General features: G+C 72.2%; 21 protein-coding genes and 1 pseudogene. 15 read left to right on the top strand and 7 right to left on the bottom strand.

Going from position 1 to position 23634, the window contains the following annotated elements; all coding sequences use genetic code 11:
- Positions 1-238: 238 nt before the first annotated feature.
- Positions 239-1198: a zinc metalloprotease gene (locus GA0070618_RS31195; protein WP_088984841.1), complete on the bottom strand. Its 960-nt coding sequence runs from the start codon at positions 1196-1198 to the stop codon at positions 239-241.
- Between the two features lie 241 nt (positions 1199-1439).
- Positions 1440-2351, bottom strand: coding sequence for a helix-turn-helix transcriptional regulator (locus GA0070618_RS31190; RefSeq protein WP_088984840.1), 912 nt, complete (start codon positions 2349-2351; stop codon positions 1440-1442).
- A 191-nt stretch (positions 2352-2542) separates the two neighbouring features.
- On the opposite strand from GA0070618_RS31190, the gene GA0070618_RS31185 reads away from it, so the two are divergent.
- A complete protein-coding gene (locus GA0070618_RS31185) occupies positions 2543-3565 on the top strand; it encodes a zinc-dependent alcohol dehydrogenase family protein (RefSeq protein WP_088984839.1) in 1023 nt (340 codons plus the stop codon).
- A gap of 261 nt (positions 3566-3826) precedes the next feature.
- On the opposite strand, the gene GA0070618_RS31180 is transcribed toward GA0070618_RS31185, so the two are convergent.
- Positions 3827-4897, bottom strand: a complete 1071-nt coding sequence (locus tag GA0070618_RS31180; RefSeq protein WP_197701688.1) for a class I SAM-dependent methyltransferase — start codon at positions 4895-4897, stop codon at positions 3827-3829.
- Between the two features lie 209 nt (positions 4898-5106).
- On the opposite strand from GA0070618_RS31180, the gene GA0070618_RS31175 reads away from it, so the two are divergent.
- Positions 5107-6900 (top strand): gamma-glutamyltransferase family protein, encoded by a 1794-nt coding sequence (locus GA0070618_RS31175; protein ID WP_088984838.1) that lies wholly within the window; start codon positions 5107-5109, stop codon positions 6898-6900.
- 10 nt (positions 6901-6910) lie between these two features.
- Here GA0070618_RS31175 and GA0070618_RS31170 read toward each other — a convergent pair whose 3' ends face one another.
- The 3 genes from GA0070618_RS31170 to GA0070618_RS31160 all read right to left on the bottom strand — a co-directional run bounded on the left by GA0070618_RS31170 (position 6911) and on the right by GA0070618_RS31160 (position 10767).
- Positions 6911-8098 (bottom strand): PucR family transcriptional regulator, encoded by a 1188-nt coding sequence (locus tag GA0070618_RS31170; protein ID WP_088984837.1) that lies wholly within the window; start codon positions 8096-8098, stop codon positions 6911-6913.
- 132 nt (positions 8099-8230) lie between these two features.
- Positions 8231-9712, bottom strand: coding sequence for an FAD-binding protein (locus GA0070618_RS31165; RefSeq protein WP_088984836.1), 1482 nt, complete (start codon positions 9710-9712; stop codon positions 8231-8233).
- A 239-nt stretch (positions 9713-9951) separates the two neighbouring features.
- Positions 9952-10767: a Rossmann-fold NAD(P)-binding domain-containing protein gene (locus tag GA0070618_RS31160; RefSeq protein WP_088984835.1), complete on the bottom strand. Its 816-nt coding sequence runs from the start codon at positions 10765-10767 to the stop codon at positions 9952-9954.
- Positions 10768-11023: 256 nt separating this feature from the next.
- Between GA0070618_RS31160 and GA0070618_RS31155 the strand changes: the two genes are divergently transcribed.
- From GA0070618_RS31155 to GA0070618_RS31140, 4 genes are read left to right on the top strand one after another with little or no spacing between them, the layout of a single operon-like run.
- Positions 11024-11494: a VOC family protein gene (locus tag GA0070618_RS31155; protein WP_197701687.1), complete on the top strand. Its 471-nt coding sequence runs from the start codon at positions 11024-11026 to the stop codon at positions 11492-11494.
- Positions 11491-12444, top strand: a complete 954-nt coding sequence (locus tag GA0070618_RS31150; protein ID WP_088984833.1) for a hypothetical protein — start codon at positions 11491-11493, stop codon at positions 12442-12444. The genes GA0070618_RS31155 and GA0070618_RS31150 overlap by 4 nt, the downstream gene beginning before the upstream one ends.
- Positions 12444-13331 (top strand): LLM class flavin-dependent oxidoreductase, encoded by an 888-nt coding sequence (locus tag GA0070618_RS31145; protein ID WP_088984832.1) that lies wholly within the window; start codon positions 12444-12446, stop codon positions 13329-13331. Before GA0070618_RS31150 ends, GA0070618_RS31145 begins: the two co-directional genes overlap by 1 nt.
- Positions 13328-14221, top strand: coding sequence for a PhzF family phenazine biosynthesis protein (locus GA0070618_RS31140; RefSeq protein WP_088984831.1), 894 nt, complete (start codon positions 13328-13330; stop codon positions 14219-14221). Before GA0070618_RS31145 ends, GA0070618_RS31140 begins: the two co-directional genes overlap by 4 nt.
- On the opposite strand, the gene GA0070618_RS35050 is transcribed toward GA0070618_RS31140, so the two are convergent.
- Positions 14185-14952: a hypothetical protein gene (locus GA0070618_RS35050; RefSeq protein WP_231931524.1), complete on the bottom strand. Its 768-nt coding sequence runs from the start codon at positions 14950-14952 to the stop codon at positions 14185-14187. The two genes, GA0070618_RS31140 and GA0070618_RS35050, sit on opposite strands and share 37 nt — an antisense overlap.
- Before the next feature lie 192 nt (positions 14953-15144).
- Here GA0070618_RS35050 and GA0070618_RS34185 point away from each other — a divergent pair, with 192 nt between their 5' ends.
- From GA0070618_RS34185 to rfbA, 9 genes and pseudogenes are all read left to right on the top strand, one after another.
- Positions 15145-16329: a kynureninase gene (locus tag GA0070618_RS34185; protein WP_170107781.1), complete on the top strand. Its 1185-nt coding sequence runs from the start codon at positions 15145-15147 to the stop codon at positions 16327-16329.
- The gene (locus GA0070618_RS34180; RefSeq protein ID WP_197701686.1) at positions 16326-17111 is read left to right on the top strand and encodes a tryptophan 2,3-dioxygenase; all 786 of its coding nucleotides are present in this window, start codon (positions 16326-16328) and stop codon (positions 17109-17111) included. The genes GA0070618_RS34185 and GA0070618_RS34180 overlap by 4 nt, the downstream gene beginning before the upstream one ends.
- A gap of 28 nt (positions 17112-17139) precedes the next feature.
- On the top strand, positions 17140-17880 hold the full coding sequence (locus GA0070618_RS31125; RefSeq protein ID WP_088984830.1) for a methyltransferase: 741 nt from the start codon (positions 17140-17142) through the stop codon (positions 17878-17880).
- Positions 17877-19046: a dTDP-4-amino-4,6-dideoxygalactose transaminase gene (rffA, locus tag GA0070618_RS31120; protein ID WP_088984829.1), complete on the top strand. Its 1170-nt coding sequence runs from the start codon at positions 17877-17879 to the stop codon at positions 19044-19046. Before GA0070618_RS31125 ends, rffA begins: the two co-directional genes overlap by 4 nt.
- On the top strand, positions 19043-20293 hold the full coding sequence (locus GA0070618_RS31115) for a class I SAM-dependent methyltransferase (RefSeq protein ID WP_088984828.1): 1251 nt from the start codon (positions 19043-19045) through the stop codon (positions 20291-20293). The genes rffA and GA0070618_RS31115 overlap by 4 nt, the downstream gene beginning before the upstream one ends.
- A complete protein-coding gene (locus GA0070618_RS31110) occupies positions 20290-21324 on the top strand; it encodes a methyltransferase (protein ID WP_088984827.1) in 1035 nt (344 codons plus the stop codon). The genes GA0070618_RS31115 and GA0070618_RS31110 overlap by 4 nt, the downstream gene beginning before the upstream one ends.
- Positions 21321-22142: an alpha/beta hydrolase gene (locus GA0070618_RS31105; protein ID WP_157749045.1), complete on the top strand. Its 822-nt coding sequence runs from the start codon at positions 21321-21323 to the stop codon at positions 22140-22142. Before GA0070618_RS31110 ends, GA0070618_RS31105 begins: the two co-directional genes overlap by 4 nt.
- The gene (locus GA0070618_RS31100) at positions 22139-22720 is read left to right on the top strand and encodes a dTDP-4-dehydrorhamnose 3,5-epimerase family protein (RefSeq protein WP_088984825.1); all 582 of its coding nucleotides are present in this window, start codon (positions 22139-22141) and stop codon (positions 22718-22720) included. The genes GA0070618_RS31105 and GA0070618_RS31100 overlap by 4 nt, the downstream gene beginning before the upstream one ends.
- A pseudogene (rfbA, locus tag GA0070618_RS31095) lies at positions 22717-23571 on the top strand (glucose-1-phosphate thymidylyltransferase RfbA); the annotation flags it as partial. The gene GA0070618_RS31100 and the pseudogene rfbA, both read left to right, overlap by 4 nt.
- Positions 23572-23634 lie beyond the last annotated feature (63 nt).

Below are 23634 nucleotides of genomic sequence, written 5' to 3'. Positions count from 1 at the left end.
CAGTCGTCGACGTCGCTCACGGCAACGTCCTCTCGCATCGACGGTCCACCTCTCGGCCGGACGACGTGACGCTTCCGGTCGGCGTCGCGACGTGCGCTGTGCGCCACCGTGCGGCGACAGCGGCCCCTTCGGTCTCCCACCATAATCCGGCCAAACGGTGCATAAGGTCGACTCACCGAGATGCGACCGGAACGAAGGGCTGGCGGGCCGCTGCGCGACCCGCCAGCCCGACACGTGCCTACTTGCTGCCGCCGGCCCGGAAGGCCACCCAGGCGTCGCTCATCCGGTCCGCCTGGCCCGGGGTGAACATGTTCATGCAGGAGTCCTGCGTGTAGTCCATGAAGTTGTGGATCGGGTCCAGACCGGGCGCGGAGCAGCTGTCCGCGCCCTCCGGGCAGTTGAACTGCGGCGCCGCCTCCCGTGGCGTGTCGGCGACGAAGTCACCGGAAGCGGAGCACCCGTGCGCGAAGGTGTGCTCCAGCATCAGCCAGTGCCCGACCTCGTGGGTCAGCGTGTCGCCCAGGGCGTACTTGCCCGCCGTTCCGCCCGGCATCGACTCGTCGAGCATCACCACGCCGTCGATGAAGTCCCGGCCGTTGTTGTAACCCTTCGGGAAGTACGCCCAGCCGAGGAGTCCGTCGCCGATGTTGGCCGCGTACACGTTCAGGGTGCGGGAGTCGCCGGTGTACAGCGCCTTCTTCATGTCCCGCTCGTTCTTGCCCGGCACGACCGTGTACCAGTCGCTGTTCACCGTCCACGTCGTGTCGACCAGCGAGAACCGGAACGGCGTGTTGGAGGCGTCCGCCGCCGTGCGGCCGGCAAACGAGTCGTTGAGCACCGTCATCTGCGCCGCGATCAGGGTCTTCCACCGGGCCGTCTCGGCGGCGCCGAACGGGTGGTCGGAGATCATGTGGAAGACCGTGGGCACGGTGACGCTGCCGTCGGGCAGGCGAGGCGAGTCCTTGATCACGCCGTAGGCGTTCGCCTCGTTCTTGGCGTACAGCTCCGGCTCGTGCGCGGTGGCGCCCTCGCGCACCCGCGCCGCGCTGTGCTGCTCGGCGCCCGGCTCACACGCCTCGACACCGGGGGAGGCGGTCGCGGGCGCTGCCGTCACCGCTCCGGAGGCACCGCCGGAGGCCAGGAACGTCGAAGCCGTAGCGGCCAGAACTGCCAGTTGGAACATGGACTTCTTGCGCATGGTCGCCCTTTCGCGCGTGGGGAGGCGGAGGGCTCGCAGAGCGGGACGGCCGAGTGCCGCCGCCGAGAGGATCACCGCCATCGTCGTGCCGGTATGAGAACACGCCGTCGACGTCCGCGACAGGCCCCGAAGAGACGTTCCCCGACGTCGCTGTGGCGACGGTGGGTATCGATTCGGCCCTTCCCCGCGCCCGGTCGAGGATCCGACCGTCCCGACCCCCGAGCGGCGCGACCGGGCGGCGCTACTGTCCGCTGCCGGGCGATCCGCTGGCCGCGTTCGACGGACGGTCCGACGCCGAGAGGCGGTTCTCGCTGGCGGCCCAGGAGGCGAGGAGCGAGAGAGCCTGCGCGGTCGGCGAGTCGGGCTCGGCGGCGTAGATGGTCATGGTCAGGTCCGGCTCGGCGCGCAGTTCCATGCTCTCGTACGCGAGGGCGAGGTCGCCCACGATGTGGTGGTGGAAGTGCTTGACGCCGGTGCCGTGGATGCGCACGTTGTGTGCGCCCCAGCGGCGGCGGAACTCGTCGCTGCGGGTGGACAGCTCGCCCACCAGGTCGTGCAGACCCTTGTCGTGGGGGTCTATGCCCGCTGCGGTGCGCAGGTTGGCCACGGTCATGTCGGCGAACAGACCCCAGTCCGGGTAGAAGCGACGGGCGGCGCTGTCGAGGAACGTGAACCGGGCGAAGTTCGGCACGCCGGTGGGGTCGGCGTAGACGTCGCTGTGCATGGCCCGGCCGAGCAGGTTGGCGGCGAGCAGGTCGGCGCGGTTGTTGACCACGATCGCGGGTGTGGTGACGGCGTCTAGCGACCACTGCAGGCTCGGGCGCACGGTCCGCTGCTTCGCGCGCCGGCTGGGCCGCAGCAGCGCGGAACTGCCGTTGGCCTCCTGCGCGAGGCGCAGCAGGTGGGCCCGCTCGGCGTCGTCGAGCCGCAGGGCGCGGGCGATCGCGTCGAGCACGCCGGCGGAGACCCCGGCCAGTGAGCCGCGTTCGAGCTTGGCGTAGTACTCGACGCTCATCCCCGCCAGCGCGGCGACCTCACCGCGGCGCAGCCCGGGTACCCGGCGCTGCCCGGTGGTCGGCAGCCCGGCCTGCTCCGGTGTGATCCTGGCCCGGCGCGAGGTGAGGAAGTCGTGCACTTCGACTCGGTTGTCCACCTGCTCGACGGTACGACGCTCCGTGCCGAACTGGGATGTACCGCCGGTACACCTTTCATCAGAGTCTCCCGCCGGGACCGCTGGCGTGGTTCTCTGGGATCCGGTCAGCGCGAAACAGACATGCCGGGAATATCGCATCGGCATTGTCGCGCGCTGCCGTGGGCAAGTGAGTGCGTCTAGGGAGAACAGCTATGCGTGGTGCCGTCCTGCACGCCCCCGGCGACGTCCGGGTGGAGAACCGCGACGATCCCCGGATCGAACAGCCGACGGACGCGATCATCCGCCTCTCGGCGACGTGTGTCTGCGGGTCGGACCTGTGGCCGTACCGGGGGATCCAGAAGCTGGCGGGCCCGACGGCGATGGGCCACGAGTACGTGGGCGTCGTCGAGGAGGTCGGCAGCGAGGTCACCGGCGTCCGGCCCGGCCAGTTCGTGGTCGGCTCGTTCTGGGCCTCCGACAACACCTGTGAGCTCTGCCGGGCCGGCTACCAGAGCGCCTGCGTGCACCGGGTGCCGATGGGCGACCTGGGCTCGCAGGCCGAGTACCTGCGGGTGCCGCTCGCCGATGGCACCCTCGTCGCCACGCCCGAGGTGCCGTCCGCCGACCTGATCCCCAGCTACCTGGCCGCCTCCGACGTGCTGGGCACCGGCTGGTTCGCCGCGGTGGCCGCCGAGGCCGGGCCGGGCCGGACCGTCGCGGTCGTCGGCGACGGCGCGGTCGGCCTGCTCGCGGTGCTGGCGGCCCGGCAGCTCGGGGCGGAGCGGATCATCGCGATGAGCCGGCACGAGTCCCGGCAGAAGCTGGCCCGCGAGTTCGGCGCGACCGACATCGTCACCGAGCGCGGCGAGGAGGGGGTCGCCCGGATCAAGGACCTCACGAACGGGCTGGGCGCGCACTCGGTGGTGGAGGCCGTCGGCACGCAGGAGTCGATGATGCAGGCGGTCCACTCCACCCGTGCCGGTGGGCACGTCGGTTTCGTCGGCGTCACCCACGACGTGAGCCTGCCGGGCATGGAGATGTTCTTCTCGCTGGTGCACCTGCATGGCGGTCCGGCCCCCGTACGCCGTTTCCTGCCGCACCTGATGGAGCTGATCGGCGACCGTACGATCGACCCGGGCAAGGTCTTCGACCTCGAACTGCCGTTGGAGCAGGCCGCCGAGGGCTACCGGGCGATGGACGAGCGCCGCGCCGTCAAGACCCTGTTGCGCCCGTGAGGGGAGCCGCGCTGACCGGCTCCGGCAGAAACCGGCCTCGCGGCTGCCCCTCGCCGACCGGGTGGCTGTGGACCTCGTCGCTACCTCGCCGGAGACCGTGGGATCCGGTGCGGTGGCCGTCGTCCACCGACCGCCCTCGACGACGACCCGCCCTCGACGACGACCCGCCCCCGACGGCATCGCCCCTGTGACGGCACCCGCCCCCGGCCCGGATTCCGGACCGCGGCACGACCGGCCCGGGTCCACACCCGTGCCTGGTCGTCACCGCCCGACCGGGACCTCGGACGCGGGTCGGAGGTCGTAGAAGCACAGCCGTGGCCCGGCTCCCGGCCGGGTGTAGATGTGCCGGCAGGGCAGTCCGGCCTTCTCGAACACCGGCAGCCAGGCGTGCCGGTCGCGGGGCAGGCCCTGACCGGTCAGGACATGGACCAGCAGGAAGTCGTCGTGGTTCTCGCGGTCCTCGTACAGCAGCTCGGGTTCGCCGACCAGCAGCATCTTCAGCGCCGGGAGGCCGCGGGCGTAGCGGCGCAGCAGCTCGGCCACCGCGTCCTCGCCGTGGCGGAAGTGCTCGTGCAGGGCGCTGACGATGCACATCGCGTCGGCTGTGCGGCAGACCTCCGGCCACGTCTCGGGTTCGAACGCGTCAGCGACGAAGAACTGGACGCGGTCGGCGACGCCGTGCTCACGTGCCGACTTCTCGGCGACCGCGATCGCCTCCGGCGAGTTGTCGAGCCCGATCCCGGTCAGCCGCTCGTCGCGCAGGCAGGCGTCGACGAGCAACTGGCCGCCGCCGCACCCGGCGTCCAGCATGGTACGGATGCCGCGCTCCCGCGTTGCGGTCATGATCGTGTCGCTGTGGAAGACGGAGAACAGCGTGGCGCAGTGCCGGCCGAGCGCCCCGCCGTCGCGGTCGACGTCCACGCCGTAGCGGGCCTTGCCGGTGAGCAGGTCGCCCATCCGCGCAGTCACGGCGCCGTACGCCCCGGCGTACACCCCCAGCCGGGCGAGCGACACGTCGGTGGTCAGCAGCTCGCCCCGGCGGCTGAGCCGGTAGCCGTCCGGCAGGTCGTCCACCACGCCTCTGACCACCAGGTAGCGCAGCAGCCCGCGGACCAGTTCGGGGTCGAAACCGGGAAGCGAGGTGATGTCGTCGCGGCGCAGGCCGCCCCGCAGCTCGGCCAGCAGACCGGTCTCGGCCAGCGCGTGGACCGCCTGGCACAGGTGCATCGCACTGATGAGGTGGGGCATCCCCGACAGTTGGAAGTCCTGCCATTCCCGCAACTGGGGCTGGGTCCTGAGCTCGACGAGCTGGTCACCCGCATCGGTCCGCACGACGATCCCTCCCTTGGACTGGGCCTGCCGGTGATCCTCGCCTACCGCATTCCGCCCTGCCCGGGACCGGAGGGTGACGCTGTGGCCAGCACCAAGGACGTTGTGCCGGGGCACCGATTCTCTCCGGTGTGCGCGGCGGCCGTGCCACGCTCGCTGCGAGCAGCGAGCGCGCGGGCGGCGGACGCCCGGCGTCAGGCGGAGGGAAGATCATGCTTTCGCGTCCCGATTTGCACGGCACGTACGGAGCGGTGTCGTCCACCCACTGGCTGGCCTCGGCGGCCGGCGCGGCGATGTTCGACCGTGGCGGCAACGCCTTCGACGCGGCGGCAGCCGCCGCCTTCGTGATCCAGGTGGTGGAGCCGCACGTCAACGGACCGGCCGCCGAGGCCCCGATCATGGTCCACGACGCCTCCTCCGGCGAGGTCAGCGTCTACGCCGGTCAGGGGCCCATGCCGCGCCGAGCCACCATCGACGCCTTCCGGCGCCTCGGCCTGCGCTACGTCCCCGGGTCGGGCCTGCTGGCGGCGTGTGTCCCCGGTGCCTTCGGCGCCTGGATGACGATGCTGCAACACCACGGCCGGCTGCGGCTCGCCGAGGTGCTGGAGCCGGCCATCGGGTACGCGGAACGCGGATTCCCGCTGCTGCCCAAGGCCGCCGAGATCATCGGTGTGCTCGCCCCGCTGTTCCGTGAGGAGTGGACGGAGACCGGCAGGATCTACCTCGACCGTGGTGCCGCGCCCCGCGCCGGCGCGCTGGTCCGCAACCCGGATCTGGCCGCGACCTTCAGCCGCATCGTGCAGGAGGCGACGGCGGCGGGCCGGGGGCGCGAGACCCAGTTCGAGGCCGCTGTCGACACGTTCTACGAGGGCTTCGTCGCCGAGGCGATCGACGCGTTCACGAGTTCGGCGGAGGCCCTCGACGCGACCGGGAAGCGGCACCGGGGTCTCCTCCGTGGCGACGACCTGGCGGCGTGGCGTCCCACCATCGAGGCGCCGGTCACCGCCGGCTACCGGGGCCACATCGTCCACAAGCCCGGCCCGTGGACGCAGGGACCGGTGTTCCTGCAGCAGCTCGCCCTGCTGGAGGGCTTCGACCTGGCCGCGCTGCGGCACCTCGGCCCGGAACACATCCACACCGTCGTCGAGGCCGCCAAGCTGGCGTTCGGTGACCGCGAGGCCTGGTACGGGGACCCGGACCACGTCGACGTACCGCTGTCGGACCTCCTGTCCGCCGGCTACACCCGCGAGCGCCGGGCCCTGATCGGCGACCACGCCGCGGCCGGCCTGCGCCCGGGCTCCCCGGGCGGGCGGACGCCGTGGCTTCCACCGCTGCCGGACGAGCCGTCGCCCCTGGAACCGGCCTGGCTGAACCAGCTCGCCCACGGCATCCCGGCGGTCGTCGGGCGCACGTCGCAGAACCGCGACACCACCTGCGTCAGCGCCAGTGACCGGGACGGCAACATGGTGGTGGCCACGCAGAGCGGCGGATGGTTCAGCAGTTCCCCGATCGTTCCCGGTCTCGGCTTCGCGCTCGGCACGCGTGGGCAGATGGCGTGGCTGGCGGAGGGGCACCCCAACTCCCTCGCACCCGGCAAGCGGCCCCGCACGACGTTGAGCCCCACCATCGTGCGGGCCGGGTCGGGCGAGCCGCTGCTGGCCTTCGGCACGCCCGGCGGCGACCAGCAGGACCAGTGGACCCTCAACTTCTTCGTCAACCACGTCGACTTCGGCATGACGCCCCAGGCGGCCGTCGAGGCCATGACGTTCCACACCGGACACGTGCCCTCGTCGTTCACGCCCCGCCAGACGCCCCCGCCGGTCGTCGTGGTCGAGGAGGGACTTCCGAGCGAGACGGTCGAGGGACTGCGCCGACGGGGACACGAGCTTCGGCAGGTGGCCGCCCACTCGCTGGGCAAGGTGTGCGCCACCGGGCACTCCGAGGGCGGCCAGGTGTTCGCGGCGGCGAGCCCGCGGGGGGAGCAGGCGTACGCCATCGTGCGTTGAGCGCGGTGCGTCAGGCCACCCGGGAGACGGGCCGGCGGCCGGCGGGAACCCCGTCGGCCCTGCTCGTCACCTGCCAGGCCATGAGCGAGGCCTTCAGGAGACAGAGGTCACCGGCGCTGGTCAGCGACAGCCCGGTGAGCTCGGAAACGCGCCGCAGGCGGTGGTTCAACGTGTTCGGGTGGATGAACATCTGCCGTGCGAGTTCCCTCCGCTCGCAGTCGCTGTCCAGGAAGGCCGCCAGCGTGTCGAGCAGGTACGGGTTGCGCATCGCCACCGGCCGCAGCCGCCCGGCCAGCCGGGCGGCCAGCTCGGGTGATCGGCAGAGCACCGCCTCCAGCAGGACGTCGTCCAGTTGGAAGAGTCCCCGCTCGTGCCGCCCGAGCCGGTTGAGCGTCGCGACGGCCTCCCGGGCCTCGGCGACCGCCGCGGGGATGTCCTCGACGGTGTTCGGCAGGGCGAGGCCGGCGGGGTGCTCCGGACGCAGGGTCTGGAAGGCGCGCTGGGCGCGGGCCCGGCCCTCGGCGCGGCGATCGGGCCCGTCGACCGGCACCAGCACGGTGACGGATCCGGGCTGTTCGGCGGCGAGCCAGCCGTGCCGGGCGGCGACGGCGGCCATGGCGGCCGGTCGGCGGGCCGGGACGACCAGCACCGCGTACGTGGCGGCGACCGGGAACCCCGCGGACAGCGACGCGGGCGGCCGTTCGCCGTCGAGCAGCCGGGTCAGCACCTGCTGCCGGCACGTCCCGGGACGCGCCTCGATCTCCGGTCCGGTGCGAAGGCCGGTGAGCACGTGTTCGACGAGGACGGCACCGGCCGCCAGGTAGCGCGCCGCCCGTTCCAGCAGCAGGACGCCCTCCGCGTCCGTGGCCTCCTCCACCAGGGCCTGCCAGGTGCGCTGGCACATGTCGTTGCAGGCCTGGCTGACCAGCGGGCCGGTGAGGCCGTCGTCCACGCGCTCCAGCACGCCGGACCTGCGGATGTCCCCCGGGTCGGCGCGGTCGTCGACGCTGCTGAGCACCCAGAGCGCGGCCCGGCTGACGATCGTCCGCAGTGCCTCGGTAGCGGCCGGCGTCAACGGGGGTGCGTCGGGCCGGCCGCGTACGACGGCGACCGTGGTAGCGGCGAGCCGCGGCACCGCGCGGCGGACGCGGTCGAGGACGGTGTGCAGGGGCTTGCGGCGTTGGTCGTCGCCGGACAACGGTCATCACCCTCGGTTGGTGGGACGGTACGGACGGACTGACTGCACACGAAGGTCGGACCCCGGCGACCGGTCGCTCGTACGCCGTGTCGCCGGGGCCCGGTACGACCCGGGCGGGATCTCCCCGCCGGGTCAGTCCTGGCGGAAGATCCCGGGGCCGGGCGTGAGCACGCCGGCGGGGTCGTAGCGGCGCTTCGCCGCGTGGAAGGCCGGCCAGGCGTCGCCGTAGTGGTCGTGCCAGTCCCTGGCGGTGAACGGGACCGACCCGATCGGGTACAGCACGGCGCCGTAGGACTGCCGGGCGTGGGCGTAGAGCCGCTTGTTGCGTTCGAGCATCTCGGCGCTGAACTCCGGGTCCGGCCCGGGGGTGCTGGAGACGGTGTTGATGTCCACCACGTACACGAAGGGCGAGCCGTCCGGTTCCGGGCGCCGGGGAGCGGGCCGGGTCGCGAGGTCGCGGCGCTGCGGGTAGATCAGGCCCGCTCCGTATGTCCCGATGTCGCGCGGGGTGAGGGTGGGCAGGAGTTCGGCCAGGTACTCCTCGATGGTGGAGTCGGGGAGCCACACGTCGTACCAGGGCTTGACCAGCCGGTCCCAGTTCTCGGTCTCCCGGAGCATGTCGATCAACCGGTCGATGGTGAGCACGTAGTCGAGGTACGGGGTGTCCTCGACGACGGGCTCGGTGGTCAGGCCGGCGAGGATGGCCGCGTCGTCCGGCGTCGCGGGGGGATCGTAGAACGCCGTCGCGTGGATCCGGTAGACCGGCGTGGGGTCGGGCGCGGTGAACTCGGCGTAGACGTGGTCGACCCCCGCCCGGTCGATGAGCAGGCGTAGGTCCCGGAAGAACGGGGCGTTCTCGGAGTACTGGAGCACGAAGTTGCGGGCGCGCTCGGGGGCGGGGACGAGTTCGATCACCGCCTTGGTGATCACCCCACACTGGCCCAGACCGCCGAGCACCGCGTCGAACAGGTCGGGCTGCTGCTGCCGGGAGCAGCGTCTGATGCTGCCGGTGCCGGTCACCACCTCGAGTTCGCGGACGTGGTCGACCTGCAAGCCGGTGCGCAGGCCGCCGACGATGCCGCCGATGCCGCCCACCGAGAGCGTGCCGCCCACGGTCAGTCCCGTGTAGCCGGTGAGCACCGGCGGTGTCAGCCGCGGCGACTGTTCGTACGCGGCGGTCGCCAGGTCCTTCCAGTGGATCCCGGCGTCGACCTCGGCGTACCGGCCGTCGAGTGAGCGGATGCGCCGGAGGTGGCGCATCTCGATCACCAGACCACCGGAGACGCCCTGGCCGTAGGTGGTGTGCGCCTGACCGCGGGTGGAGACCGGGATGCCGTGCGCGGAGCAGAAGCGGATCATCGTGGCGATGTCGCGGGCCGAGCCGGGGCGCAGCACCGCGCGCGGTTGGCGGTGGACGATGTTGCCGAGGTCGGTGGCGACGGCCTGCCGGGCGGCCGGGTCGACGGCGAGTTCTCCGTCGAGCGGGGGCACGTCGGAGAACGACGGCCGTGTCGCGGCCTCGGCCTCGGTGACCCAGCGGTGCCCGAACGGGTCGAAGCCCACGACCGCAGCGGCGGACGCGGCCGCGCCGAGGAACCCGCGGCGGCTGATCATTTGCCCTCCCCTGATAAACGGTTGTCCGTTCGGCTGGCGGCCTCCCCGCGCGGTGCGGAGGCCGTGGCCGGCACGCATCCCGGACCGGTGGAATCCATTCCGCCCGGGACGGCCCTTCGGTGCAATGCGTCGAACCTAACCGATCCGGGATGCGTGCGACGTCATGGTTACGTCAATTCATCGTGAGAGAACATGCAATTCCCGCGGTGTCGGGAAGCGGTTGCGGCGCCGCGCGGGAATCAACGCCAGCGACCTGCGGCGGCTGCGGCGGCGGCGTACTGCTCGAACGTGCGCGCGGGGCGGCCGGTCAGCCGCGCCACCGTGTCCCGGGGCTCGGAGTCGCCGAGTTCCCGCAGCGCGGCGAAGGCTTCGATCTCGACGTCGACCTCCTCTGCGGGACGTCCCAGCGCCGTCTGGCTCCGGCGGTAGTGCTCCGGGCTGCCGTGGAACGTCACCGGTCGGCCGGTGGCAGCCGCGATCAGCGCGCAGGCCTCGTCGAAGGACAGCGCCTGTGGCCCGGTCACCTCGTACGTGTGACCCGTGTGGTCGGCGTCGCGCAACGCCCGCACCACGACCTCCGCCACGTCCCCGAGGTCCACGAAGGTCTGCCGACAGTCCACCAGCGGAACGCTCAGCTCGCCGGCCAGGACGGCGTCGCGGAACGGTCCTTCGTCGAAGTTCTGGTCGAACCAGTCCGAGCGCACGATCGTCCAGTCCATGCCCGACTCGCGGACCAGCCGTTCCGCGCCCAGGAGCCGCTCGTCACGCATGGCCTCGATGCCGCGGCTGGAGAGCAGCACGACGCGTCCGACCTTCATGTCGGCGGCCAGTCGAACGAACGCCGGGTCGACGTCCACGCCGTCGGGCGCCATGAGGAAGAGCCTGCCGGCCCCGCCCAGCGCCGGTTCCCAGGAGGTGTCGTCCGCCCAGTCGAAGCGGGTAGCCGTATGCCGCGAGGCCGCCCGTACCGGCTCGCCGAGGTCGCGTAGGCGGGCGGCGACCCGGCCGCCGACGGAGCCGGTGGCACCAAGGACAAGAGTGACCAGATCATCCATACCGGGAAAAACGACAAGGTCGTCGCCGGGTTGTGCTCAGGAAGCCCATCGCGCAGTTCTGTATACCGTTTGTAAGAATTCTGAAGCATCTGGAAACCATCTGCGTTGACCGTCGCCGAACGGCGAAGATACGTTGTGGCAATCTCGCCATTGCCGTGTTCGATTGTGATCGACGGGTCGGCAGTGCCTTTCATGAAGGCGGCCGTCTCCGTTCTCGGGCGGTCTCTCGTGTCGCATTCAGCAAGGAGGCAGGATCGTGCCGACAGTCGCATTGCAGCCCCGCGTCCATCACGTGGGCGTACAGACGTCGGATCTGGACAACAGCGTGCGCTGGTACACCGAGTTCTTCGGCGCCCGGGTCGCCTGGGAACTCGACCGCTTCTCGGACCTGACGCTCAGTCGTCTCCCCGGCATCCGCAGGCTGGCCGAGGTCGCCGTGGACGGACTGCGGGTGCACCTGTTCGACCGAGCCGGGCACAGCCGGGAACTGCCACCTGAGCAGGCGTACCAGTTCCAGCACGTCTGCCTGCAGGTCGACCGGGTCAAGGACCTGGTGACGGCGCGGGACCGGTGGATCGAGCTGTACGAGTCGGGCCGTTTCTCCTTCGCCCGCGCCGACGCTCCCACCGACATCGTCGTCGACGCCGACGGGGTGAGCAGCCTCTACCTCTTCGACCCCAACGGGCTGGAGTACGAGTTCACCCACGTGCCGGCAGGGTCGCGATGACCGCCGTCACGCTCTCCCCCGACGCGCGGGTGGGGGCCTGGGACTTCGGAGACTTTCCGTACGGCCTGGAGCCGCTGACCATGCCCCCGGTCGGCAGGGCCCGGGTGCTCGGTGCCGCAGCCTGTCCCGACGTACCGCGGTGCGACGTGGACCGCGTGTCCGTCGAGTTGCGCCTGCTCGACGGCGGCGTACGCGCCGCCGGTCGCTTCGACCTGCCGACGGCGCCCACGTACGAGCAGCTCTTCTGGTTCCGCTGGATCACCGGCCACCAGGTGACGTTCGCGCTCTGGCGGCTGATGGGCGCCCTCCTGGCCGAGCACCCCGCCGACGGCGCCCCGCCGGGTCGGGAGGTGCTGGACCGCTTGGAGACCTACACCCACGCGTACGGCGCGATGCTGATCTACAGCGGGTCGTGCCCGCGCGACCTGTACTCCACGCTCATCCGCCCGGCGATGGTCCTGCAGCACCGGGGTTTCAGCGGCACCTGGGCGCCGGACTTCGCCCAGGTGCGCTCGCTGCTGCGGGGGCGGTCGCGGGGCTGGCTGGGCGAGGAGGGCGCGGCGCGGCTCCGGGCCGCAGTGGAGGCCCACTGCGCGATCCACGACGACGTGGCCGCGCGGCTGGTGCCCAACGGCCGGTCCTTGCTGCAGAACAGCATCGCCGAGACGCCGGTGCGTCCGTCCGAGCGCACCTCGGTGCTGTACGACAACTTCTTCATGACGTTGCGGGCACCGGTCGCCGACGGGATCGTCGCCGTCCAACTGCTGCGGCGGCTGCGCGCGGTCGCCCTGGACCTCGCCGCGAACGGGCTGTACCCGCTCGGCCGCGACGAGGCGGTCGACGAGAGGCAGCCGTGGGGTGCCATGGTCGCCCGTGGCGAGCGTCGGCTCGGGGCGGTGGTGACCGCCGCTGGCCGGTACGCCGCGGAAATCGCCTGGCAGGCACGCTGATGCGGCACGGGGTACTGATCCTGCCCGAGCACCGGTGGCCGCAGGCCCGGCAGCGGTGGACTCTCGCCGAGCAGCTCGGGTACGCGCACGCCTGGACCTACGACCACCTCATGTGGCGCTGGTTCGCCGAGAAGCCGTGGTTCTCGGCGGTGCCCACGCTCGCCGCCGCCGCGGCGGTGACCGATCGGATCGGGCTCGGCACGCTCGTGGCCAGCCCGCACTTCCGGCACCCGGTCAGCTTCGCCAAGGAGCTGGTCTCGCTGGACGACGTCGCGCAGGGCCGGATCGTCTGTGCCGTCGGTGCCGGCGCTCCCGGGTTCGACGAGGTCATCCAGGGTGGACGGCCGTTGACGCCGCGCGAGCGGGCCGACCGTTTCGACGAGTTCGTCCACCTGCTCGACCTGCTGCTGCGCGAGCCCCGGACCACGTACACCGGGCGGTGGTACTCGGCCCGCGACGCCGTCATCCTGCCGAAGTCACCGGTCGCGCCCCGGCTGCCGCTGGCCGTGGCCGCCGCCGGCCCGCGGGGGATGGCGTTGGCCGCCCGGTACGCCGACATCTGGGTCACCAGCGGCCCGCCCAACGTCTTCGAGCAGGACCGTTTCGACCGCGTGGCCCCGCTGCTCAAACAGCAGTCGGCGGCGCTGGACGAGGCCTGTGTCGCCCACGGGCGGGACCCGGCGAGCCTGCGCCGGCTGCTGCTCACCGACGGCGCGGTCGGCGGGGTGCTGGAGTCCGTCGGCAGCTACCGCGACGCGGCCGGGCTCTTCGCGGAGCTGGGCTTCACCGACCTGGTCGTGCACTGGCCGCGCCCCGACTCACCGTTCCAGGGCGACGAACGGGTGCTCATCGACTTCGCCACCGCTCATCTTCAGGGGGAACGATGACTGTCTCCTTCGAGCTCGTGGGTGTCTTCGGCACGGAGCCCGGCGGCGGGAGCCCGCTGGCGGTCGTGCACGACGCCGACGGGCTGGACACCGCGCAGATGCGGTGGATCGCCGACCGGCTGCGGGCGGACGAGACCGTCTTCGTCCTGCGTCCGGGCGTGCCCGGGGCGTCGTACCGGGTCCGGGTCTTCACCGCCCGGGGGGAGTCGCCGTTCGGCGGGCACTCGGCCGTGGGGACCGCGGTGGCCCTGGTCCGGCGCGGCCGCATCCCCGCCGGCACGGTGGTGCAGGAGTGCGGGGGCAGGCTGCTGACCCTGCGGGCCGACGCCGACCGAGCCACGATCAGCGCGACCGGTCCGCAGCCCGTCGAGCCGCTGCCGGCGGAGCCGGTGCTCGACGCGGTCGGGCTCACCGCGGCCGATCTGGCCGGCCAGCCCGTACTGGCGGGCTTCGGGCCGTTGTTCCGGCTGGTGCCGGTCCGTCCGGAGGCGCTCGCCACGGCGCGTCCCGACGTCGCCGCCATGGCCCGCCACGAACTGCCGGAGGTGTTCCTGTTCACCTGGGACGACGCGGAGGGCGTCGCCGTCGCCCGGCTGTTCGCCCCGGGGTGGGCCATTCCGGAGGATCCGGCGTGTGCGTCGGTGGGGCTGGCGCTGGGGGCGTGGCTCGCCGAACGGTCCGGTCCCCACGCCCAGCGGTTCTTCCGCATCGAACAGGGCGCGGAGCTGGGGCGCCCGGCGCTGCTGGAGGGGACGGTCGCCGCCGACGGCCCGGCGACGGTTGTCACGGTCGGCGGGCGGGCGCCGAGGGAACTAACCGGGGAGATCACGGCCAGCTCCCTCCCGAGCGCCGGTCACGTCAGTGTGCGCCGTACGTCCTCGGTGGCGTAGTACGTGCGTCCCGCTCGCCGCTGACGCCTCCACCCGTTCTCGCTCGCCAGGCGGTACACGCTCCCCCGGGGCACACCCCACAGCGCCGTGATGCCGGCCGCGCTGAGCCAGGGCGGCTCCTGCGGTGCCCGCTTCCCGGACCGCAGCGACAGCACCTCGGGTCCGTTCCACTCGTGGGTGGCGTCCGCGTCGCAGGTCACGCGCAGCGGGTCCTGCTGCCGACCCCCGGTGAGGCGTCCCTCGCAACCGGGCACGACGCACGAGCCGAGGTGCCGCCCGCGCTCCGGGTGCAGCACCCGCTCCGCCTCGGTGACCAGGGCGGCGACCTCCGCCGCCAGGTCGCCGGCCGCCGGGTGCCGCAGCAGGAAGTCGAGCCGGTCGAGCAGGAACCGGCTGAGGTCCGCCACGACCCGTCGCGGTGGCGGCGCGCCGGTCGCCTGGGCGGTGAGCCCGGCCCACGACGCCAGCACGGTCTCGATGGCGTGTCGCGCGTCCGTGGCCCCGGCGTGCAGCGGGCCGGTCGGTCCCGGCCGGCCCGCGCGCGGCGGCCGCTGCCACGCTGGCGCACGGCTGGGCAGGTGGCGTTCGCCGCACTGCCGGTACAGCACGGGCAGCCGACGCAGGGCCTGCCCGAGCCGGGTGGCGCACGTCGGGCAGAGCGGGGAACCAGTGGCGGCGCCGGCCGGACATTCCGGCCCGGCGCACCGGGTCAGCAACTCGGTGACGGTCATTGCTCCATTCTGGGCGGCGGCGGTGCCGCAACGCTGGTACCTGCATTCTTCCTGGAACATTTTGAACTTTTCTGAAGACCTTCACAGTGCTCTGAGCTGCGCTCTGAACTGCGGCGAAGATATGTTTGGCTACGGTGAGCGTCCACTGTGTCCGGCCGTGGTGCCGGGCATTCACAAGGGGGGAGCTGCCTCGTGGAATTGACGCGTGAATGGGCCGAGCGGGAAGCCGCGGCCGATCCGCTCGCCACATTCGCCAAGGAATTCCTGATCCCGGAGGGGACCCTCGCGCTGAACGGGAACTCGCTCGGTCCGCCGGCTGCGGGCGTACCGGTGGCGCTGGAGAACGCGGTGCGGCGGCAATGGGGCGGGCATCTGATCCGCGGGTGGTGGGACGACGGCTGGTGGGACGCCCCGGAGCGGGTCGGCGACCGCATCGGTCGACTGATCGGGGCAGGACCCGGCCAGGTGGTCGTGGGGGAGTCGACGTCGGTGCAACTGTTCAACGCCGTCACGGCCGCGGCCCGACTCGTCCCGGAGCACCGGGTGCTGGTCGCCGACGCCGGGAACTTCCCGACGGACCGCTACCTGGCCGCCTCGGTGGCTCGGCTGCTGGACCTGCACCTGGTCGAGACCCCGATGGACGATCTCCCCGGGGTCCTCGACCGGCATGCGGGCGAGGTCGGCGCGGTGCTGTGCGGTGCCGTCGACTTCCGGACCGGGGAGCTGTGGGACGTCGCGGGGCTCACCGCCGCGATCCAGCGGGCCGGTGGCGTCGCCGTGTGGGACCTGAGCCACGCGGCGGGCGCGGTTCCGCTGCGGGTCGACGACGACGCCGTGGACCTCGCGGTCGGCTGCGGGTACAAGTACCTCTCGGGCGGGCCGGGTGCGCCGGCCTTCCTGTACGCGGCCCGCCGGCACCACGGTGACCTCGATCTTCCGATCACCGGCTGGCACGGGCACGCGGACCCGTTCGCGATGACGGATCCGTTCGTGCCGGCCGCCGGCATCACCCGGGCCCGGACCGGTACGCCGCAGATTCTGTCCATGCTCGCCCTGGAGGCGGCCCTCGAACCGCTCGAGGCGGCCGGGGTGGCTGCCGTGCGCGACAAGAGCATCCGACTCGCCGAGTACCTCTTCGCGCTCGTCGCCGACCTGGACGGCGTCGAGGTCGTCACGCCGCGTGCCCCGGGCCGCCGTGGCAACCACGTGACGCTGCGCCTGCCGGACGCCGTCGCCGTGGCCGAGGCGCTGCTGCACCGGGGGGTGGTCGTCGACGAACGGCCGCCGGACCTGCTGCGGATCTGCCTCAACGGCCTGTACGTCTCGTGGACCGACGTGTTCGACGCCGTGGCGCACCTGCGGGAGGTGCTGCGGTGACCGCCGGGAACCCGTACGTCGACTACGCCCGCATGGACGCCCTGCACGCCCTGCCGGCGCCCGCCACGGAGTCTCCCTTCGAGTTGCAGTTCATCCTCCTGAGCCAGGTCAAGGAGCTGCTGTTCCGGATGGTGCACCTGGAGGTCGACCAGGCCCGGGCCCGGCTGCGCGAGGACCGGCCGGAGGCGGCCTGCCGGGCACTGTCCCGCGCGGTGCGGCACCAACGCACGCTGATCGGCTGCTGGGAGAGCATGAACGCGATGCCGGTGGACGAGTTCCTGGCGTTCCGCGACGAGCTGGGGGAGGCCTCGGGCACCCAGTCGTACATGTACCGGCTGCTCGAGTTCACGCTCGGCAACCGCGGCGCCGCGATGGTGCGGCACAGCGACTTCACCCGGTTCCCGCAGCTACGCGCGGAACTGGAGCGGCCGAGCCTGTACGACGAGGTGCTGCGTCACCTGTACCGCACCGGACTGCCCACGCCCGAACACGTCGTCACCCGCGACGTCACCGTCCCGTACGAGCCGGACAAGGGGGTCGAGGACGTCTGGGCGACGGTGTACCGCAACCCGGACAAGTACCGGCCCGCGTACGACCTGGCCGAGCAGTTGCTCGAGGTGGCGTACCAGTTCTCCCGCTGGCGGGCGACCCACCTGCTGGTGGTCGAACGCATGCTCGGCGGCAAGCGCGGCAGCGGCGGCACCGACGGCGCCTCCTGGCTGCGAAAAATCAACGAACACCGATTTTTTGCGGAGCTGTGGACGATGCGCTCCGCCCTTTGACCCTCAGGTCCGACCGAGAGGAACCGACATGAACCGACTCGGCCTCACCATGGGCCAGGAAGCGTACGAGCACGCCCTGCGCACCAACGACACGCAGGAGTTCGACCTGCTGGACAAGAAGTGGATCCAGCTCAGCGGCGTGTTGGGCGGCGACTACAACTACGCCACCGGGTTGTTCGCCTCGTCCCTGCCGTACGACGGGGTGCAGTCGATGCTGGAGATGGGCTGCGGCTGCGGGGTGGCCTCCGTGGTCGCCGCGCTCGCCGGCGTGCCCCGGGTGACCGCGCTGGACATCAACCCCGCGGCGGTACGCACCACGCAGCTCAACGCCGAGCGCCACGGCGTCGCCGACCGGGTGACGGCCCTGGTCAGCGACCTGTTCTCCGCGGTGGACGAGGACGCCACCTACGACCTGATCTTCTGGAACTCACCGTTCATCCAGGTACCGCCGGACCGCACCCTCGATTCCGACCTCGCCTACCACTTCTTCGACCCCGGCTACGCGATGCACGAACGGTTCTGCCGCGAGGCGCGTCGGCGGCTCACCCCGGCCGGCCGGCTGTTCCTCGGCTTCAGCTTCGCGATGGGCAGCTCCGACCGGCTCCGCCAGGTGGTGTCGGAGGCTGGTTTCGGGGGCGTACGGGTCCACGTCCAGGAGTCGTTCTCCGTGACGCCCGAGGAGCTCGGCTCCTCACCGGTGTACGGCGAGCACGCCGACGACGACGCTCGGGTGCGTATCGACTTCACGCTGTTGGAGCTGACCCGGTGACCGCGACGGGGACCGTCCCGTTCCACGTACCGCACACCGCGGGACGTCAGTTCGAGTACCTGCGCTCGGCCCTGGAGTCCGGGGACCTCGACGGCAACGGCGCCTACAGCGCCCGCGCCGCCGAGCGGATCCAGCAGCTCACCGGCGCGGGCCACGTGCTGCTCACGCCGTCGTGCACCGCCGCGCTGGAGATCGCCGCGCTGCTGCTGGACCTCGCTCCCGGCGACGAGGTGGTGATGCCGTCGTTCACCTTCGCGCCGACCGCGAGCGCGTTCGTCCTGCGCGGCGCCGTACCGGTCTTCGTGGACTGCCACCCGGACACCCTGAACCTCGACGAGAAGGCCCTGCAGGCGGCGATCACCCCGCGGACCCGGGCGATCGTCGCCGTCCACTACGCCGGGGTCGCCTGCGAGATGGACGAGATCCAGCGCATCGCCGATGCCCACGGCATACCGGTCGTGGAGGACAGCGCGCACGGCCTGGGCGCCTCCTACCGGGGCCGGCCGCTGGGCGGCATCGGGACACTGGCCGCGCAGAGCTTCCACGCCACCAAGAACGTGCACAGCGCGAAGGGCGGCGCACTGCTGGTCAACGACGCGAACCTGGTGGACCGGGCGACCATCATCCGGGACCGGGGCACCAACCGGCACCAGTACTTCCTCGGCCAGGTGGACAAGTACCGCTGGGTCGACCTGGGCTCGTCGTACATCCTGCCGGAGCTGCTCGCGGCCCTGCTCGCGGCGCAGTTGGAGGAGTTCGACACGGTGCAGCGGCGGCGCCGCGAGGTCTGGTACCGCTACCACGAGGGCCTCGCCGAGTGGGCCGCCGCGCAGCGGGTCCTGCTGCCCGTCGTGCCGGCGGACCGCGTCCACTCGGCCCACCTCTACCACCTGGTGCTGCCCGAACCGGGCGACCGCGCCGCGTTCCTGGACCACCTGAGGGCCCGCGGCGTGAACGCCACGTTCCACTTCGTCCCCCTGCACACCTCGCCCGCCGGCGTGCGGTACGGCCGCACCGCCTCCGGCGGCTGCCCGGTCACCGAACACGTCGCCGAACGGCTGGTCCGGCTCCCGTTGCACACCGAGCTCACCCCGGCGCAGGTGGAGCAGGTCCTCGACGCCGTCGTCTCGTTCCGTACCTCCGAGTCCCGAGGGAGTCTGCCGTGACCACGGACATCGCGAAGAAGGTCACCACCTGCCGCGTGTGCGGCGCCTCGAACTGGCAGGACGTCATCTCGTTCGGCGCCGTGCCGCTGGCCAACGCCTATCTCGACGAGCCCGGGCCCGAGGACGCGTACCCGCTGGAACTGGTCTCCTGCCGCGAGTGCCGCCTGCTGAGCCTGACCGTCGTGGTGGACCCGCAGGTCCTCTACCGCACCTACTCGTACGTCACGTCCGAGTCGGAGACGATGACCCGGCACATGCGGGAGGTGGCCCGGCTGTGCGGTGAGCGGATCGGCCCCGGCGGCCTGGTGGTGGAGCTGGGCAGCAACACGGGCAACCAGCTGCAGTTCTTCCAGGCGGCGGGCCACCCGGTCCTCGGCGTCGACCCGGCGCGCAACCTCGCCGAGACAGCCGCACAGCGGGGCGTGCCGACGCTGGCGGAGTACTTCGGCGCGGAGGTCGCCGGGGCGATCGCCGCGGAGCACGGCCCGGCGTCGCTGATCCTGGGCCGGCACGTGTTCGCCCACATCGACGACCTCACCGACGTCCTGGCCGGCGTCAAGGCGCTGCTCACCGACGACGGCCTGTTCGCGATCGAGGTGCCGTACGCCGTCGACCTGCTGGACCAGGTCGCGTTCGACACGGTCTACCACGAGCACCTCTCGTACTTCCTGATCAGCACGCTGGACCGGCTGTTCGCCCGCCACGGGCTGCGCACCGTCGACGTGCGGCGCCTGGCCGTGCACGGCGGGTCGGTACTGGTCACCGCCGCCCGCGCGGACAGCCGGTGGGAGACCGGCGAACGGGTCGGCGAGCTGATCGCGTACGAGAAGGAGCAGGGGTTCCACACCGACGCCCGGTACGAGCAGTTCGCCGCGCGCGTGCGCACCACCTGCCAGGAACTCACCGATCTGGTCCGCAAGGAGGTCGCCAACGGCAGGCGCGTCGCGGGCTACGGCGCCTCGGCCAAGGGCACCACGCTGCTGAACATCTGCCGCCTGACCCGCGCGGAGGTGCAGTTCTGCACCGACACCACGCCCCAGAAGCAGGGCCGGTTCACCCCGGGGACACACATCCCGATCCTGGCGCCCGCGGACGTGGCGGAGCAGCCCGACCTGTACCTGATGCTCGCCTGGAACTACGCGGAGGAGATCCTGCGCCGGGAGGCCGCCTACCTGGACGCCGGCGGCGGGTTCATCATCCCGGTGCCCCAGCCGGTGGTGCACACCCGGCGGGAGGCCCGGCGATGAGCTCGGAACTGTCCGCCCTCGTTCCCGTGCTGTTCGGGCACGCCACGTTCCAGCAGCTCAATGCCGGGTGCGAGCTGGGCCTGTTCGAGCTGCTGGACACCGACGGACCGTTGCCGGCCGGCACGGTGGCCGAAACGCTCGGGCTCAGCCGGCGCTCGACCGACATCCTTCTGCTGGGTACCACCGCGCTGGGCCTGACCGAGGTGGCCGGTGGCGAGTACCGCAACGGCGCGCCGGTGGCGGCCGTCTTCCGCCACGGGCTCTGGCCCGTCCTGCGCGACATCGTGCAGTACCAGGACAGGATCGCGTACCTGCCCGCGGCGGACTACGTCGAGTCGCTGCGCACCGGGGAGAACGTCGGCATCCGGCACTTTCCCGGCACGACCCGTGACCTGTACTCACGGCTGGCCGCGGTGCCCGGCCTGGAGGAGCTGTTCTACCGGGGAATGCACGCCTGGTCGCAGCTCTCCAATCCGGTGCTGCTCGCGCAGCACGACCTCGCCCGGGCGCGGCGGGTCCTCGACGTCGGCGGCGGCGACGCGGTCAACGCCGTCGCACTCGCCCGGGCCCACCCGTCGCTGCGGGTCACCGTGCTCGACCGGCCCGGCGCCCTCGAGGTGGCGCGCAAGACCATCGCCGAGGCGGGCCTGGAGGACCGGGTGGAGACGTACCCGGCGGACATCTTCGCCGACCCGTACCCGCCCGGCCACGACTGCGTGCTCTTCGCCCACCAACTGGTGATCTGGTCGCCGGAGCAGAACCTCGCGTTGCTGCGCAAGGCGTACGACGCGCTGGATCCGGAGGGCCGTGTGCTGGTGTTCAACGCCTTCACCGACGACGACCGTACCGGCCCGCTCTACGCCGCTCTGGACAACGTCTACTTCACCACGCTGCCGTTCCGGCACTCGACGATCTACCGCTGGGCGGACTGTGAGCAGTGGCTGCGCGAGGCCGGGTTCACCGACGTCGGGCGGACGGCCGCGTCGGGATGGACCCCGCACGGTGTGGTGTCCGGGCGCCGTCCGGCATGACCGCCACCCGAGCAGAGCTGGACCGGGAGCTGTCGCCCAGCTCGGCGGCGGTCGACGCGCAGGCCACCCTGACGCGGTACCGACTGCTCAGCCAGGCCGCGCGCCGGGATCTCGCCCACCGCGTCGACGTGCGGTACGGGCCCCACCCGGCGGAGGTGCTGCACCACTTCCCGCCGCGCCGGCCGGGCGCGCCGCTGCTGGTCTTCGTCCACGGCGGCCACTGGCAGGAGTCCAGCAAGGAGGACGCCTGCTTCCCGGCCCCCGGCCTGGTCGCTGCCGGGTTCGGCTACCTGGCGCTCGGCTACGGCCTGGCGCCGACCCGGCGGCTGCCGGAGATGAGCGCATCGGTGCGGCGCGGGCTCGCCTGGGCACGCGACCAGGCGCGGGCGCTCGGCGGGCGCGAGGACGCGGTCTTCGCCGCGGGCAGTTCCGCCGGGGCGCACCTGGTCGCCATGGCAGCCGACCTGCCGCTGGCCGGGATGTTCCTGCTGAGCGGCCTGTACGACCTCGCTCCGGTGGTGGACAGCTACGTCAACGACGCGCTGGGTCTCACCCCGGCCGAGGCGCGGGAGCAGAGCCCGCTGCTGCGCCCGCCCCCGGCCGCCCCGGTCCTGCTGGCCGTCGGTGAGCACGAGACCGGCGAGTACCACCGCCAGCAACGCCGGTACGCCGCCTCCCTGCGCCGCGCCGGCACACCGGTGACCGAACTCGTGGTGGCCGGTCGTGACCACTTCGACCTGCTGTTCGACCTGGGCGACCCGACGACCGAGCTGGGCGCCGCGGTGGTCCGGGCAGCGGAGCGGGGGAGTTGGGGATGAAGACACGCGAACTCGCGGTGGGCGGAGCGCTGGAACTCCTTCCGCCGGTGTTCCCGGACGAACGGGGCTCGTTCTGCCCGATCTACGAGGACGGTGCGCTGGACGTGCCGTTCCGGGTACGGCGCAGCGCGCTCAGCGTCAACCGGGCCGGGGCCGCCCGGGGCATCCACTACGCGCCGGACGGCGACGCTCCCGCCAAGATCGTGCACTGTGTCGCCGGGCGCGCCCTGGACATCGTGGTGGACGTCCGGGCCGGGTCGCCGACCTTCGGCCGCTGGGACACCGTGCTGCTGGACTCCGACCGGCCCCGGGCCGTGTACCTGCCCGCGGGCCTCGGTCACGCCTTCGTCGCGCTGACCGGTGGCACGGTGCTCAGCTACCTGCTCTCCACCGTGTACCGGCCCGAGGACGAACGCGCGGTGGCGTTGCTCGACCCGGCGCTCGACCTGCCGTTGCCGGGGACGCCGGAGCTGGTCATGTCTGCGGCCGACCGCGCCGCGCCCACGCTGGCGGAGGCGCTCGACCGGGGCCTGCTGCCGCGGTACCGGACCGATTCGACCAAGGAGGACGAGACGTGAAGGGCATCATCATGGCCGGCGGCTCCGGTACCCGGCTCAAGCCCCTGACCGGGGTGATCTCCAAGCAACTGCTGCCCGTCTACAACAAGCCGATGATCTACTACCCGCTGTCGGTGCTGATGCTCGCCGGGGTCACCGACGTGCTGATCATCTCGTCGCCGGAGCACCTGCCGCTGTTCCGCGCGATGCTGGGCGACGGCGGCCGGCTCGGCATGCGGTTCACGTACGCCGAGCAGCAGCGCCCGGCCGGTATCGCCGAGGCGTTCATCCTGGGCGCCGACCATATCGGCGACGACTCCGTCTCGCTCGTGCTCGGCGACAACATCTTCCATGGCCCCGGCTTCTCCGCGTTGCTGCGCGAGCAGGCGCGGCGGGTGGACGGGTGCACGCTGTTCGGCTACCCGGTGCGCGACCCGCACCGATACGGCGTGGCGGTCGTCGACGCCGACGGCAGGCTGCGCGACATCGAGGAGAAGCCCGCCCGGCCCCGGTCCGAGCTCGCCGTGACCGGTCTCTACATGTACGACAACGACGTGGTCGAGATCGCCCGCGGGCTGCGCCCGTCCGCCCGGGGCGAGCTGGAGGTCACCGACATCAACCTGACCTACCTGGAGCGGGGCAAGGCGCGCCTGGTCCAGCTCGGCCGCGGCTTCGTCTGGCTGGACACCGGCACCCACGAGGCGCTGCTGGAGGCCGGGCAGTACGTCCACATCCTGGAGCAACGGCAGAGCGTCCGGATCGCCTGCGTCGAGGAGATCGCCTTCCGGATGGGCTTCATCGACCGGGCGGCCCTGCAGCAGCTCGGCCGCGAGCACGCCGACACCGAGTACGGGGCCTACCTGACCGAGATCGCCGACAAGCCGCCGGCCACCTGGCGGGTACCGGGCGGTACGCCGTCCCCGGTGGTGGCCGAC

The organism is Micromonospora echinospora, assembly GCF_900091495.1.
Classification (GTDB): Bacteria; Actinomycetota; Actinomycetes; order Mycobacteriales; family Micromonosporaceae; genus Micromonospora; species Micromonospora echinospora.
Note: the sequence above shows the minus strand (reverse complement) of the source record. Positions and strands in the feature narration are given on the sequence as shown.